At 73.6% G+C, this 14,119-nt stretch carries 17 protein-coding genes; 10 read left to right on the forward strand and 7 right to left on the reverse strand.

Features of this window, described 5'->3' with window-relative positions; translation table 11 throughout:
• Nucleotides 1-22 precede the first annotated feature (22 nt).
• The 9 genes from HNR08_RS10540 to HNR08_RS10580 all read left to right on the forward strand — a co-directional run bounded on the left by HNR08_RS10540 (nt 23) and on the right by HNR08_RS10580 (nt 8,981).
• Complete coding sequence (locus HNR08_RS10540) at nt 23-685, forward strand: DUF2291 family protein (RefSeq protein ID WP_146832924.1); 663 nt, start codon at nt 23-25, stop codon at nt 683-685.
• Nucleotides 682-2,295: a sugar ABC transporter ATP-binding protein gene (locus HNR08_RS10545; RefSeq protein WP_146832921.1), complete on the forward strand. Its 1,614-nt coding sequence runs from the start codon at nt 682-684 to the stop codon at nt 2,293-2,295. The genes HNR08_RS10540 and HNR08_RS10545 overlap by 4 nt, the downstream gene beginning before the upstream one ends.
• Complete coding sequence (locus tag HNR08_RS10550; protein ID WP_146832918.1) at nt 2,295-3,410, forward strand: ABC transporter permease; 1,116 nt, start codon at nt 2,295-2,297, stop codon at nt 3,408-3,410. The genes HNR08_RS10545 and HNR08_RS10550 overlap by 1 nt, the downstream gene beginning before the upstream one ends.
• Before the next feature lie 37 nt (nt 3,411-3,447).
• Nucleotides 3,448-4,452: a D-ribose ABC transporter substrate-binding protein gene (locus tag HNR08_RS10555; protein ID WP_146832915.1), complete on the forward strand. Its 1,005-nt coding sequence runs from the start codon at nt 3,448-3,450 to the stop codon at nt 4,450-4,452.
• 138 nt (nt 4,453-4,590) lie between these two features.
• Nucleotides 4,591-5,580, forward strand: a complete 990-nt coding sequence (locus tag HNR08_RS10560) for a sugar phosphate isomerase/epimerase family protein (protein ID WP_146832912.1) — start codon at nt 4,591-4,593, stop codon at nt 5,578-5,580.
• Between the two features lie 2 nt (nt 5,581-5,582).
• Entirely contained in the window at nt 5,583-6,494 is a 912-nt protein-coding gene (locus HNR08_RS10565; protein ID WP_146832909.1) for a transketolase, read from the forward strand.
• Nucleotides 6,491-7,438, forward strand: a complete 948-nt coding sequence (locus HNR08_RS10570; protein ID WP_146832906.1) for a transketolase family protein — start codon at nt 6,491-6,493, stop codon at nt 7,436-7,438. Before HNR08_RS10565 ends, HNR08_RS10570 begins: the two co-directional genes overlap by 4 nt.
• 98 nt (nt 7,439-7,536) lie before the next feature.
• The gene (locus HNR08_RS10575; protein ID WP_246802894.1) at nt 7,537-8,523 is read left to right on the forward strand and encodes a sugar-binding transcriptional regulator; all 987 of its coding nucleotides are present in this window, start codon (nt 7,537-7,539) and stop codon (nt 8,521-8,523) included.
• Nucleotides 8,524-8,579: 56 nt separating this feature from the next.
• Nucleotides 8,580-8,981, forward strand: coding sequence for a phage holin family protein (locus tag HNR08_RS10580; RefSeq protein ID WP_146832903.1), 402 nt, complete (start codon nt 8,580-8,582; stop codon nt 8,979-8,981).
• A gap of 12 nt (nt 8,982-8,993) precedes the next feature.
• Here HNR08_RS10580 and HNR08_RS10585 read toward each other — a convergent pair whose 3' ends face one another.
• On the reverse strand, nt 8,994-9,554 hold the full coding sequence (locus tag HNR08_RS10585; RefSeq protein ID WP_146832900.1) for a hypothetical protein: 561 nt from the start codon (nt 9,552-9,554) through the stop codon (nt 8,994-8,996).
• A gap of 136 nt (nt 9,555-9,690) precedes the next feature.
• Between HNR08_RS10585 and HNR08_RS10590 the strand changes: the two genes are divergently transcribed.
• Nucleotides 9,691-9,921, forward strand: a complete 231-nt coding sequence (locus HNR08_RS10590; RefSeq protein ID WP_146832897.1) for a hypothetical protein — start codon at nt 9,691-9,693, stop codon at nt 9,919-9,921.
• Between the two features lie 54 nt (nt 9,922-9,975).
• Here the strand turns inward: HNR08_RS10590 and HNR08_RS10595 are convergent, their stop codons facing one another.
• From HNR08_RS10595 to HNR08_RS10620, 6 genes are all read right to left on the reverse strand, one after another.
• Complete coding sequence (locus HNR08_RS10595; RefSeq protein WP_146832894.1) at nt 9,976-10,119, reverse strand: Rv0909 family putative TA system antitoxin; 144 nt, start codon at nt 10,117-10,119, stop codon at nt 9,976-9,978.
• 97 nt (nt 10,120-10,216) lie between these two features.
• A complete protein-coding gene (locus tag HNR08_RS10600) occupies nt 10,217-10,951 on the reverse strand; it encodes a GntR family transcriptional regulator (RefSeq protein WP_146832891.1) in 735 nt (244 codons plus the stop codon).
• Between the two features lie 78 nt (nt 10,952-11,029).
• Nucleotides 11,030-11,746, reverse strand: a complete 717-nt coding sequence (locus HNR08_RS10605; RefSeq protein WP_146832888.1) for a sugar isomerase domain-containing protein — start codon at nt 11,744-11,746, stop codon at nt 11,030-11,032.
• Nucleotides 11,739-12,206: a PTS sugar transporter subunit IIA gene (locus HNR08_RS10610; RefSeq protein WP_146832885.1), complete on the reverse strand. Its 468-nt coding sequence runs from the start codon at nt 12,204-12,206 to the stop codon at nt 11,739-11,741. Before HNR08_RS10610 ends, HNR08_RS10605 begins: the two co-directional genes overlap by 8 nt.
• Nucleotides 12,197-12,499, reverse strand: a complete 303-nt coding sequence (locus HNR08_RS10615; RefSeq protein ID WP_210736704.1) for a PTS sugar transporter subunit IIB — start codon at nt 12,497-12,499, stop codon at nt 12,197-12,199. Before HNR08_RS10615 ends, HNR08_RS10610 begins: the two co-directional genes overlap by 10 nt.
• A gap of 26 nt (nt 12,500-12,525) precedes the next feature.
• Nucleotides 12,526-13,959: a PTS transporter subunit IIC gene (locus HNR08_RS10620; RefSeq protein ID WP_146832882.1), complete on the reverse strand. Its 1,434-nt coding sequence runs from the start codon at nt 13,957-13,959 to the stop codon at nt 12,526-12,528.
• Nucleotides 13,960-14,119: the final 160 nt, after the last annotated feature.

Raw genomic sequence — 14,119 nt, forward strand, 5'->3', positions numbered from 1 at the left:
ACCACCAGCTCGAAGGAGAGTCATGGTCAAGGCAAGATCGACGCGGCCCCTGTGGCGGCGTCCCGCGGTCATCGGGACGGTCGTCGCGGTCGGGGTCGTCGCCGCCGCGCTGGCGAGCACGACGTTCGTCCCCGCGGGCTCCGTGGCCCAGCCGGCGGACACGGCGGTCGAGTACGCCGACCTGAACTACGAGTCCGTCGTCGTCCCGACCCTCGAGGAGAACGCGCAGCCGCTCGACGAGCTCGTGACGGCGATCGTCGCGGACGAGGACGCCGCGGGCGAGGAGTTCGGCAGCCGCGAGGACGAGGGCAAGCCCTGGAGCTTCGCCACCGAGGTCACCGGCGTGGTCGGCGAGGGCGCGTTCGGCGAGGTCGGCCTGACCGTCGAGGGCCTGCCGGAGGGCATCACCGCCGGCGTCGCCGTCCCGCCGTTCGGCTCGAACACGGCGATCCGCGACGCCGGCACCGACCTGACGTTCGGCGACTTCACCAACCAGACCGAGTTCCAGACGGTGGCGATCGAGCTGAACAACGACGCCGTCGAGTCCGTGTACGGCGACCTGGACCCCGCGACGCTCGCCGGCAGGACGGTGCACGTCACCGGCGCGTTCACCTGGGTGTCCCGGACCGGCGGCGAGGTCGACCACGTGACGGTGGTCCCCGTGACGATCGAGGTCGAGCCGTGACCGAGGCGCCGGCGCTCCCGGACGTCGTGCTGCGGGCCACGGGCGTCGCGAAGGTCTACGGCGGCACGCACGCGCTGCGCGGCGTCGACTTCGAGGTCCGGCGCGGCCACGTCACCGCGCTGCTCGGCGAGAACGGCGCGGGCAAGTCCACGCTGATGAAGATCCTGGCGGGCGTCGAGAAGCCCACCACCGGGACCATCGAGCTGGACGGCGCACCCGTGGAGTTCGCCTCCCCGGCGGACGCCGTGGCGCACGGGGTCGCGATCATCCACCAGGAGCTGAACCTCTGCCCCAACCTGTCGATCTCGGACAACATCTTCATCGGCCGGGAGCGGGTCAAGGGCGCGTTCGTCGACTTCCCCGCGCAGCGGGCGGCGGCCCGGGAGCTGCTCGAGCACCTCGAGGAGCCGCTGGACCCGACCACCCTCGTCGGCGACCTGCGCCTCGGCCAGCAGCAGCTCGTGGAGATCGCCCGGGCGCTGGCGGAGGACACCCGGGTGCTCATCATCGACGAGCCGACGTCCGCGCTGTCCGCGGCCGAGGTCCACGTGCTGTTCCGGGTGATCCGGGAGCTCACGGCGCGCGGGGTGTCGATCATCTACATCTCGCACCACCTGGACGAGTGCCTGGAGATCGCGGACACCGCGGTCGTGCTGCGCGACGGCGCCCTGGTCGCCCAGGCGCCGATGGCGGACGTCGACCTCGGCTGGATCGTCTCGCAGATGGTCGGCCGCGAGGAGGGCGCCCTGTTCGCCCCGATGGCCCACGACCCGGGCGCCCCGCTGCTCGAGATCGACGACCTCATCGTGTCGGACCCCGACGCCCCGGAGCGGCTGGCCGTGCGCGGCGTGAGCCTCACGGTGCACGCGGGCGAGGTCGTCGGCGTCTACGGGCTGATGGGCGCCGGCCGCACCGAGCTGCTCGAGGCGCTCGCCGGGCGCAACCCGGTGCTCGGCGGCCGGGTGACGCTCGACGGCGAGGACCTCACGCACGCGACCGTCGGCGACCGGATCGACGCCGGCCTGGTGCTGGTGCCCGAGGACCGGCAGCGCGACGGGCTGGTCCAGGCGCTGAGCGTCGGCCGGAACATGGCGCTCGCGGCGGTCGACCGGTTCGTGCGCGGGCCGTTCGTGCGCGGCCGGGACGAGCGGGGCGCGGTCGAGGACGTGTCCCGGCTGGTCCGCGTGAAGACCGCCGGCCAGGACGCCCCGATCGGCTCCCTGTCGGGCGGCAACCAGCAGAAGGTCGTCATCGGCCGGGCGCTGATGACGAAGCCGAAGCTGCTCGTGCTCGACGAGCCCACCCGCGGCATCGACGTCGGCGCGAAGGCGGACATCTTCGCGCTGATGGCCGACGAGGCCCGCAAGGGCATCGGCGTGCTGTTCGCGACCAGCGAGGTCGGGGAGGTGCTGCACGCCTGCGACCGGATCCTCGTCATGGCCCGCGGCCGCATCGCCGCCGAGCTCGACCCCCGCACGACCGACCGGGAGCAGCTCATGGCCGCGTCCGACGTGACCGTGCCCGACGACGCAGCGGGCGCGACAGCCCGCACCGACCCCGACGCGCCGACCCTGCCCGAGGCGCCCACGACCACGACCGAGGACGAGTGATGGCGACGACGACGACGCAGACGGGCGGGCCGACGAGGCTGGCCGTCCCCCAGACCAAGCGCGGCATCGGCGAGTTCCTGCTCGACCAGCGCGCGTTCGTGGCGCTGATCGTCCTGATCATCGTCTTCTCGCTGCTGTCGGACGCGTTCCTGACACCGACGAACCTCATCACGATGACCAAGCACGTGGCCTACAACGCGATCCTCGCGCTGGGCATGCTGCTCGTCATCGTGACCGGCGGCATCGACCTGTCCATCGGCTCGATCGTCGGGCTCTCCGGCATCGTCTCGGGCGTGCTCCTGCAAGGCTGGGAGCTGTCGATCTTCGACACCACCGCCTACCCGGCCGTGTGGGTCGTCATCATCGTGGCGCTCGCCGTCGGCGGCCTGGTGGGGTCGCTGAACGGGTTGCTCATCACGAGATTCAACGTCGCACCCTTCATCGCGACGCTGGGCACGTTGTACATCGCCCGCGGCGCCGCGCTGCTCATCTCGAACGGCTCGACGTTCCCGCGGCTGCAGGGCGACCCGGAGCTCGGCAACACCGGCTTCTCGTTCCTGGGCGTGGCCCGGCCGCTGGGCATCCCGACCGCGATCTGGATCATGGTGATCTTCGCCGTGGCCATCTGGGTGCTGGTCACGCGGACGCCGTTCGGCCGGCACCTGTACGCCACCGGTGGCAACGAGCGGGCCGCGCAGCTCGCGGGCGTCCCGGTGCGGTCCGTGAAGATGCGGGTCTACATCATCTCCGGCGTCTGCGCCGCGATGGCCGGCCTGATCATCGCGTCCGAGCTGACCTCGGCCGCGCCGCAGACCGGCAACACCTTCGAGCTCAACGCCATCGCCGCGGTGGTGATCGGCGGCGCCTCGCTCGCCGGTGGCCGCGGCACCGTCAAGGGCGCCCTGATCGGCGCCTTCGTCATCGGCTTCCTCTCCGACGGCCTGGTCATGGTGGGCGTGTCCACCTTCTGGCAGACGGTGATCAAGGGTCTGGTCATCGTCCTCGCCGTGATGCTCGACCAGGGTCAGCAGAGGTTGAAGAACGCCCGTGCGGCCGCCGTCGCCGCGCAGAGCGTCAAGCGCGACCTGGCGGCAGCCCACACCGGGACCCGCTGACCGGGCCCGGATCCATCTCACAGGAGGTCACACCCTCATGCGACGCACTCTCCGCAACGGCGCGGTGCTCGTTGCCGCGCTCTCCGCCCTGCTGCTCTCGGGCTGCTCCAGCTCCAACGACGGGGGCTCCGGGTCCACCGGGGCGGCCACGCAGGAGACCACCGAGGGCGGCGAGGCCGGCGGCCTGATCGCCGTCATCACCCCGTCCCACGACAACGTCTTCTTCAAGGCCGAGGCGGACGCCGCGGTCGCGAAGGCCGAGGAGCTCGGCTACGAGGCGCAGTCCGACTCGCACGACGACGACCCGAACAAGCAGAGCCAGCTCATCGACTCCGCGATCTCCAACGGGGCGAAGGCCATCATCCTGGACAACGCGGGTGCCGACGTGACGATCGGCGCGGTCCAGAAGGCCACGGACGCGGGCATCCCCGTGTTCCTCATCGACCGCGAGATCAACGAGACGGGCATCGCGAAGGCCCAGATCGTGTCGAACAACGCGCAGGGCGCCGGCCTGGTCGGCGAGGCGTTCGTGCAGGCGCTCGAGGGCAAGGGCCGGTACATCGAGCTGCTCGGCCGCGAGACGGACACCAACGCCCACGTGCGGTCCGAGGCCTACCACGCGGTGATCGACCAGTACGCGGACATGGAGATGGCCGCGCAGGAGACCGCCAACTGGGACCAGCAGGAGGCGTTCACCAAGATCGAGACGCTGCTGCAGAAGGACCCGAACATCCAGGGCATCATCGCGGGCAACGACACGATGGCGCTCGGCGCGGTCGCGGCGGTCGACGCCGCCGGCCTCACCGGCAAGGTGGTCGTCGCCGGATTCGACGGCAGCCCCGACGCGGCGGCCGCCATCAAGGAGGGCAAGCTGCTCGCCACCGGCCTGCAGCCGGCCGTGGCCATCTCGGAGATGGCCGTCGAGCAGGCGGACGCCTTCATCCGGACCGGCGACACCGGCCAGCCCGAGAAGCAGTCGGTGGACTGCGTGCTGATCGACGCGTCCAACGTCGACAAGTACACGCTGTTCGCCATCGAGTGACCCGAGCGGCGCGGCCGGGAGGTGCCCCCGCTCCTCCCGGCCGCCCCGCCCCGGCCCCACCGCCCCACCCCGCGCCCCTGGTGCCCGGCCGAGCGTCTGTGGCACTATGGATGCATCGTTGATCGGAGATGAATAGATATGTCGAGTTCGCTTCCCGAGTTCGGCGCCGGCCTGTGGCACTTCGCCTCGTACGTCGACCGCTACGCCACCGACGGGTACGCCCCGCCGGTGACGACGCTGGAGCAGATCGAGCGCGCGGGGTCGGTGGGCGACCTGTCCTACGTGGACGTGCCGTACCCGTTCACCGAGGGCGTCACCGTCGAGGACGTCAAGGCCGCGCTCGAGGCCCAGGGCCTCCAGGCCATCGGGGTCACCCCCGAGATCTACATGCGCAAGTACGCCAAGGGCGCGTTCACGAACCCCGACGCCGCCGTGCGCGCGGACCTGCTGGCCTTCCTCGACGAGGCCGCCGACGTCGTGCGGGCCCTGGGCGCGAAGTACCTCAAGGTGTGGCCCGGCCAGGACGGCTGGGACTACCCGTTCCAGGTCTCGCACGCCCAGCAGTGGGAGCTGGCGGTCTCGGGGATGCGCGAGCTCGCGCAGGCCAACCCCGACGTGAAGATGGTCATCGAGTACAAGCCGCGCGAGCCGCGCCAGAAGATGTTCTGGGACTCCGCCGCGAAGACCGCCCTGGGCATCAAGGCCATGGGCGTGGACAACGTCGGCGTGCTGCTCGACTTCGGGCACGCGCTGTTCGGCGGGGAGTCGCCGGCCGCGGCCGCCCAGCTCCTGATCGACCACGGCCTGCTGTGGGCCATGGACGTCAACGACAACCTCCGGGGCTGGGACGACGACATGGTCGTCGGCACCGTCCACCCCGTCGAGGTCTTCGAGTTCTTCTACACGCTCAAGGTCAACAACTGGCAGGGCGTGTGGCAGCTGGACCAGTTCCCGTTCCGGGAGGACACCGTCGAGGCCGCCAGGCTCTCGATCCGGTTCCTCAAGGCGATCCACCGGGCGCTGGACGAGCTGGACATCGACGCCCTGCGCGCGGCGCAGGAGCGGCAGGACGCGATGGGCGCGCAGAAGCTCGTCCAGGACGTCCTGTTCAGCAGCATGAGGAGCTGAGCATGACCGTGGAAGAAGACCTGGTGCCGGAGGTCGGCGCCGTGCCCACCGAGACGCTGCGCGTCTTCGGCCGGACCGCCCCCGGCGCGTCCCGCGAGGAGGTCGTCGCGCACCTGAGCGCCGCCGCCCGCGCCGTGCGGGCCCGGGACATCCAGATGGTCCGGGCCGCGGGGCTGGGGCACATCGGCGGCGAGTTCTCCGTCATCGACGTGCTGGTGACGCTGTACCTGCACGCGATGGACGTCTCGCCCGACCGGCTGGACGACCCCGACCGGGACCGGTTCATCCTGTCGAAGGGCCACGCGGCTGCGGCGCTCTACACGACGCTCGCGACCGCCGGGTTCCTGCCGCCGGAGCAGCTCGGCACGTTCATGCAGCCGCTCTCGCAGCTCAACGGGCACCCGGCGCGGACCAAGATCGACGCGGTCGAGGCGTCCACCGGCCCGCTCGGGCACGGCCTGCCGATCGCGGTCGGCACGGCGTTCGCCGGCAAGCTCGACGGCTCCGACCGGCGCACCTTCGTGGTCGTCGGCGACGGCGAGCTGCAGGAGGGCTCCAACTGGGAGGCCCTCATGACGGCCGGCAACCACCGCCTCGAGCACCTGTGCGTGATCGTCGACCGGAACCGCCTGCAGCAGGGCGCCAAGGTCGAGGACACCAACGACCTGGAGCCGCTGGCGGACAAGCTGCGCGCGTTCGGCCTCGAGGTCGTCGAGGTCGACGGGCACGACCACGGCGCGCTGGTGGACGTGTTCGCCGCCGTGCCGGCCGCGTCCGGCAAGCCGACGGCCGTGATCGCGCACACCCACAAGGGCCACCCGATCTCGTTCATGTCCGACAACGTCGCCTGGCACCACAAGGTCCCCTCGCAGGACCAGGTGGCGCAGGCCCTCTCCGAGCTGGAGGAGCAGTGACCGCCACGACGGAGCAGGTGCCCCTGCACGACTGCCGCGACGCCTGGGTCGAGACCCTGGTCGAGCTCGCCGAGGGCGACGACCGCATCGTCGCCGTCGTCAACGACTCGGTCGGGTCCAGCAAGCTCGCCCCGTTCCAGCAGCGGTTCGGCGACCGGCTGATCAACGTCGGCATCGCCGAGCAGGACATGGTGGGCGTCGGCGCGGGCCTGGCGAACGGCGGCAAGATCCCGTTCGTCTCCGCGGCGGCGTGCTTCCTCACCGCGCGGGCCATGGAGCAGATCAAGGTCGACGCGGCCTACTCCCAGCACCACGTGGTCCTCGTCGGGCAGAGCCCCGGCATGGCCTACGGCGAGCTCGGCCCGACGCACCACTCGATCGAGGACCTCGCCTGGCTGCGCACCATCCCGGGACTGACGGTGATCGTGCCGGCCGACCCCGAGGAGACCCGGCAGGCGCTGCGCTGGGCCGCGGGCCACGACGGCCCGGTGTTCGTGCGGGTGTCCCGGATGGGCGTGCCGGACGTGAACCCGCCCGGGTACCGGTTCGTGCCGGGCCGCGCCACGACGCTGCGCCAGGGCGCGGACGTGACGATCGCCGCCACCGGGACGGTCGTGTCCCGGGCGCTCGAGGCCGCCGAGGTGCTCGCGGCCGAGGGCGTCGACGCCCGCGTGCTGGCCGTGCCGACCATCAAGCCGCTCGACGAGGAGGCGCTGGTCGCCGCCGCACGCGAGACGGCCGGCATCGTCACCGTCGAGGAGGCCCTGGTCAGCGGGCTGGGCGGCGCGGTCGCCGAGCTGCTGGCCCGCCGGTCGCCCGCCCGGATGCGGATGGTCGGGGTCGACGACGCGTTCGCGCCGACGGGCTCGGTGGAGTGGCTGCTCGACCACTTCGGGATCAGCGCGGCCGGCGTCGCCGCGGCGGCGCGCGAGCTGCTGGGCTGACCCCGGCGCGGCGGACCGGCGCCACCCCGCGCGGGCGGCGCCGGCCCCGCCGACCCGTCAGGCGGACGCGCGACGACGCGCGGGGAGGGGGACGTCGGGTGGCGCAGGCTCCGGCGGTCGTGCGGGCCGGTGCGGACGGCCGGCTGCGGCTGGCGACCAAGGTCGCGCGGATGTACCACGAGGGCGCGATGACCCAGGCGGAGATCGCGCAGCGGCTGCACGTCTCGCAGTCCCGCATCTCCCGGCTGCTCACCTACGCCGCCCGGGTCGGGGTCGTGCGGACCACCGTCCTGCCGCCGCAGGGCGTGTACCCCGAGCTCGAGGACGCGCTCCAGCAGGCCTACGGGCTCGGGGAGGCCGTGGTCGTGGACGTCGGCGGCGACGTCGCCGAGGTCACCCCGGCGCTCGGCGCGGCTGCGGGCGCGTACCTCGAGGCGACGCTCACCGGCGGGGACACCGTCGGGATCTCGTCCTGGTCCGCCTCCCTGCTCGCGGCCGTCGAGTCGATGCGGCCGTTCCGCGAGCCGGTGGTCGACACGGTCGTGCAGATCGTCGGCGGCGTCGGCGACCCCGGCGTGCAGGTCCAGGCCACGCGTCTGGTCGGGTCGTTCGCCGCGCTGACCGGCGCGAGGCCCGTGTTCATGCCGACGCCCGGCCTGCTCGGCAGCGCCGAGGCCCGCGCCGCGCTGTTCGCCGACACCACCGTCGCCGGGGTGGTCGACCTCTGGCCGCGCGTGACCCTGGCCCTCGTCGGCATCGGCTCGCTCGACCCGTCCCCGCTGCTCGCCCGGTCCGGCAACGCGATGTCCGCCGCGGACCGGCGGCGGCTGCTCGACGCCGGGGCGGTCGGGGACATCTGCCTGCGGTTCTTCGACGCCGCCGGGCGGCCGGTCCCCGCCGACCTCGACGCCCGGGTGATGGGCGTGGACGCGGCGGCGCTGCGGGCGATCCCGCGCCGGCTGGCCGTGGCGGGCGGGCACGAGAAGCACGCGGCGATCCGGGCGGCCCTGCGCGGCGGGTGGCTGACGGTCCTGGTCACGGACGTCGAGACGGCGACGTCCCTGGTCCAGCACCGCGCCCCCTGACCCCGCCCGCGGGGGGTGTGGTGCCCGGGGTGCGGGCGGCGCTAGCGTCACGTCGCATGGTGATCTTCCTGATCCGCGTGGCCATCTTCCTCGGCTCGGCCGCCCTCGGGCTGTGGGTGACCTCGCTGCTCGTGGAGGACGTGCACCTCAGCACCAGCGGCTTCCTGCTCGCGGTCGCGGTCTTCACCGTGGCGCAGGCGGTCCTCACGCCGTTCATCGCGTCGATGGCCCGCAAGTACGCCAGCGCGTTCCTCGGCGGGGTGGGGCTGGTCTCCACGTTCGTCGCGCTGCTCGTGGCGTCGGCGGTGTCCGGCGGCATCGAGATCACCGGCGGGGTCGCGACGTGGATCGCGGCGGTCGTCCTCGTGTGGCTGATCACGGCGCTCGCGACGTGGCTGCTGCCGATGGCGTTCCTGCGCAAGCGGCTGCAGCAGCGGAACGGCGCGACGCCGGCCTGACCCCGGCCCGGCTCAGGCCGCCGGGTCGAGCGCCAGCCCGTGCAGCCCCGCCGCCGCCCCGGTGCCGGCGAGCGCCCGGACCACGTCCTCCTCCGCGGGGCAGCGGTCGAGGTCCGGGCACGCCAGCACCACGAGGGCCGGCAGCAGCGCGGCCAGCGGGAGGCCGCCGAGCGTCCCCGACCGCACGGACTCGCCGACGGCGGTGGCGAGGTCCCGGCCCAGTGCCCCGGCGACCGCCGCCGGCAGCGCGACGTGCCGGTGCAGGTACTCGGCGATGTCGTCGGCCGCGAGCCGCACCAGGCCCGCGGTGCCGCAGGACCGGGCACAGGTCCCCAGCGCCGAGCACAGCCAGTGGTCGCCCTGTTCCGCCCGCTCGGCCCGGGTCGCGTCCACCAGGTGCGCCGCGAGCAGGTCGTAGCCGTGCCCGGGCTCGAGCAGGGCCGCCAGCGCCGCACGGGTCGAGCCGTCCGCGTCGGCCGCCACGCGGGAGTTGTACCGGGCCAGGGCGCCGTGCGAGCGGTGCCGGGTGCCGCCTCCGGCCCGGACCGTGCGATGGGGGAGCGCGTCAGTCACGCGGAGCAGCGTCCACCCGCGGCCGGGGCGGGCGCCAATCGCCGTCCGGCGGTCGAGACGGGCAGACCCCCGCGCGCCCGGCGACCCGCGGGCCTAGCGTGGGAGGCTCACGCAGCGTCGCGACGAGGGGGTCGTCATGTCCAGCAGCGAGACCGGGTCGGTCACCGGAACGGCCGACAAGGACTACAACCTGATCTGGTTCGCGGAGGCGTGCCTGAGCAACGTCCTGCGCCTGGAGACGTACATCCAGGACGCGGACCGCGCGGGCGACTCCGAGCTCGCGGACTTCTTCCGCCGGGCCCAGGCGGAGAGCCGCAAGGGCGCCGAGCAGTCCAAGGCGATGCTCGCCCGCCGGCTGAACGGCTGACGCGGACGCCGACGGCCCGCCCGCACGACCCGGGCGGGCCGTCGGCGCGCCGGGCTACTCGCCGATCTTCTCGTCGGCGGTCTTCTCGGCCTTGTCGATCTGGTCGGCGCCCTTGCCGCCGGCCTTCTGCTCCGCGGCGTCGCCGGCCTTCTCGATGCCCGCGTCGCTGGCCTTCTCCTTCATGTCGTCCAGGCCCATGGTGGCCTCCTCGTCGACACCGGACGGGGCCGCTGCCTGCCCCCGCCGCCCAGTCTCCGACCGCCCGGCGCGGCCCGCCACTCCCGCCGGGCGGGGCTCAGAGCGCGCTGCTCAGCTCGTACCGGTCGCCGCGGTACGCCGAGACCGTGTACTCGACCAGCCGCCCGCGCCAGGTGGACGTCCGCACCAGGTGCAGCACCGCCGACCCGGCCGCGAGGTCGAGGTGCCCGGCGTCGTCGGGGTCCACGAGCCGCGCGGTGATGGACTGCCGCCCGCCGTCGAACACGATGCTGTACCGGTCCGCCAGCACCGAGTACAGCGACCGGTTCGTCAGGTCGACGTGCTCGAGCCCGGGCACGACGTCGGCGTTGAGGTGCACCCGCTCGATGGCGACCGGCTGGTTGTCGGCGGTGCGCAGCCGGACGATCCGCAGCACGGGGTGCCCGCGCGGGACGTCGAGGTTGCTGCTCAGCCAGTCGTCGGCGTGGACGACCCCGCTGTCGAGCGTGCGCGCCCCGGAGGTGTAGCCGCGCTGCTGCATGTCGTTGGTGAACGACGTGAGCTGGATGGGCAGCCGGATGGTCGGCTCGTTGACGAACGACCCGCGGCCGGGCACCCGCTTGATCCGGCCCTCGGCGACGAGCTCGGACAGGGCGCGGCGGGCGGTCATCCGGGAGACGTCCAGGCCGTCGGCGAGCTCGCGCTCGGAGGGCACCGGGTCGCCGGGCGCGAGGCGCCGGTCGATGTGGTCGACGAGCACGGCCTTGAGCCACGCGTACTTCGCCACCGACGGCGGCGGCGACCCCACGACGTCGCGGGTCAGAGCGGTCACGGCTGTCCTTCCGGTGCACCGGCCGGCGGTGTCCCGCCGGCCGGTGCCATTGTGCAGTGCCCCCGGGTCCCGGCGGGCTCAGATCGCGGGCACCAGCCGGCGGTAGTGCGCCTGGAGCCGCTCGTTGTGGTCGGCGGGCGCGGTGGTGTTGGCGCTGCGCCACGTCGGGAGGTCGGGTGCGGCGTCGAGCGCGGCGACCAGGACGAGGTTCCAGCACAGCGCGTTGGTGACCGACGACAGGGGTGCGGACACCGGGTGGGCGGCGGGCCAGGTGACGTCGCCGGGCGGCACCAGGGTGTCCAGCACGACGTCCGCCAGGTCGGCGAGCCGGACGCCGGCCCGCAGGGGGGCCGCGGCGGACGCCGGACGCGACGTCACCGCGATCACGCGGGCGCCGGCTTCGAGCGCGTGCTCCGCGATCTCGACCGGGTACGGGTTGATGCCGGAGCTCGAGAACACCACGACCGCGTCCCCGGCCCGGATCCCCGCCTCCCGCGCGACGCCGGCGCCGAGGCCGGACCGCCGCTCGGCCTCCGTGGACCGGGCGGCGCCGTTCAGCGGCAGCACGTCGGGGTGCCACAGCGGGTTGACGAACGGCAGGCCGCCGGCCCGGAAGAACATCTCCAGCACCCCGGCGAGCGAGTGCCCGGCGCCGGCGGCGTGCAGCACGCGGCCGGCGCGGGCGACGTCCACGACGATCCCGGCCGCCTCCCGCACGGCCGCCGCGTTGGCGGCGGTGACGCGCTCGAGGTGCCGCGCGACGAGCGTCCCGTAGGCGGCGACGGCGTCAGACACCGGACACCGCCTCCGCCAGGAGTCCCCCGAGCCGCTCGGGGGACTCCGCGGCCCGCAGCGCGTCGGCCAGCCCGCCGGCCAGCGCCCCGGCGAGCGCCCGGAGCATGTCCAGGTGCGCGCCCGGGTCGACGGTCGCGAACGCGAACACGAGGTCGACCGGGTCGTTCGCCGGGTGGCCGAACGCGACGGGCTCGCCGAGGCGGACGACGGACACGCCCACGCCGGTGGCGCCCTCCTCGGGCCGCGCGTGCGCCAGGGCCAGCCCGGGCGCGAGCACGATGTACGGGCCGCGCTCGCGGACCGAGGCGATGCAGGCCGCGACGTACTCCGGGCCGGCGACGCCGAGGTCGACGAGCAGGTCGCCCGCCGCCTGGACCCCGGCCGCCCAGTCGGCGACGGACGCGACGCTCCGGGCGGCGGTGCGGGCGGTGCCGGCGCCGCGGGCGCTGCTCACAGCCATCCCGCCTCCTCCAGCGCCGGGCGCAGCCTCGCCTCGAGGGCCGCGTCGTCGATGAAGTCGTCGACCACCACGTTGACCGTGGCGACGCCCTCGAGGTCGTGCATGTGCATGCCCTGCCCGACGAGGACGTCGGGGGTCTGCGACTTCGCGGTGGACAGGTCGGTGTTGTCGACCCGGGCGGGGATGCCGAGGCGGGTGAACACCGTCTCGCAGGTCATCCGCAGGATCAGGCTGGTGCCCATGCCCAGGCCGCACACGGCCAGGACGTTCAGCGGGTTCGGGCGCTCGGTCACGGTGGTGCTCCTTCGCGGGGTCGGGGTCAGGGGGCGACGAGGTCGTCGGCGGCGGGCCGCTCGGCGGCGGCACGGCGCTCGGCGCGGGCGGACCGGCGGCCCAGGGCCACCAGGGTGCCGACCGAGACGGCCAGCACGGCACCGGCGACCACCCAGATCGCGGCGGCGCCGATCGGCTCGAGCACCGAGCCGAGGGCGACGAGGACCGCGGAGACGGCGTACCAGTCGGGGTCGGCGAGGGTGGCGAGCTCCGGGGCGGTGCCGGAGAACACGCCCCAGAAGACCCACTGCCCGAACGCGAGGATCACGCCGTTCAGCACGCCGCCGAACACCGCGCCCCGCCAGCCGGCGACCGCGTTGCCGAACACGCCGCCGGCGCCGCCGCCGAAGAACAGCATGATCATCGGCGGCACCAGCACGAACCAGCCCGCGGCGGCGAACACGCCGAGCAGCACCAGGAACGTCGCCGTCGAGGCGAGGAAGCCGACCATGACCGCGGTGGTGGCCTTCGGGAAGATCACCGGGATGTCGAGGGCGGGCTTGGAGCCCGGCAGCAGCTTGTCGGAGATGCCCTTGAACGACGGGACGATCTCGGCCAGGAACATCCGCACGCCGAACAGCAGGATCGCGATGCCGCCCGCGAACCGCAGCGCCTGCATGACGCCCCACGCGAACGGCGCGAGGTCCTCGCCCGCGACGGCCGCGACGGTCTCCGGGTCGGCGAACGCGAGCGCGACCAGCATGATGACGCCGACGATCAGCGCCGTGGCGACGTTCATGTCCTTGAGGAACGCGATGCCCCGCGGCATCTTCAGCTTCTCGGTGTCGTGCTTGACGGGGTCGCCCAGCTTGAGCGCCCTGGCGCCGTAGCCGGTGGCCAGCGCGAGCGTCGAGGTGGTGTGCGCGAGCCCGAACTGGTCGTGGCCCATGACGCGTCGCATGAGCGGCGCGATCCACAGCGGCTGCAGCGTGAAGTAGCAGGCCACGATGACCGAGCCGGCGCCGACGAGCGTCCACCGGTCCACGTCGCCGAACGCCTCGACCAGGCAGGCCGCGACGACGATGCTCATCCAGAGCATGAGGTGGCCGGTCAGGTAGACGTACTGCGCGGACCGGAACACGCGGACCATCACGAGGTGCAGCGCGAAGCCGCCCGCGATGATCAGCGGCGCGGCGGCCCCCGGCCCGGCGAGGAAGTCGTCGAGCGTCGTCGTGGCGGCGGGCGCGTCGACGCCGACGGCGCTGGACACGATCGCCTGGAACGACGCCAGGCCGCCGACGAACACGTCGATGCCGATCGTCATGATGACGACGCCGATCGCCGCGCGAAGCGTGCCGCCGATGACGTCCTCGACGGGCTTGCGCTGCAGCAGCAGGCCGAGGAGCGCGATCAGGCCGATGAGGATCGGCACCTGGCTGAGCAGGTTGTCGGCGATCCCCTGGAGGATGTCCTGCACCATCGCGGGGTCCTTTCGGAAGAGGGTGGTCGAGACTGGTATAGACCGGACCGTACCGGCTGGGGTGCGGGGGCGGCAAGGGTGCAGGGGAGCGGGGTGCGCCGGAGGGCGCGCGGCGTCGGGTGCCGCGGCGGACACCGGCCCGCGGACGGGCGTCCGACGG

The sequence above is a fragment of the Cellulomonas hominis genome, assembly GCF_014201095.1.
GTDB classification, from domain to species: domain Bacteria; phylum Actinomycetota; class Actinomycetes; order Actinomycetales; family Cellulomonadaceae; genus Cellulomonas; species Cellulomonas hominis.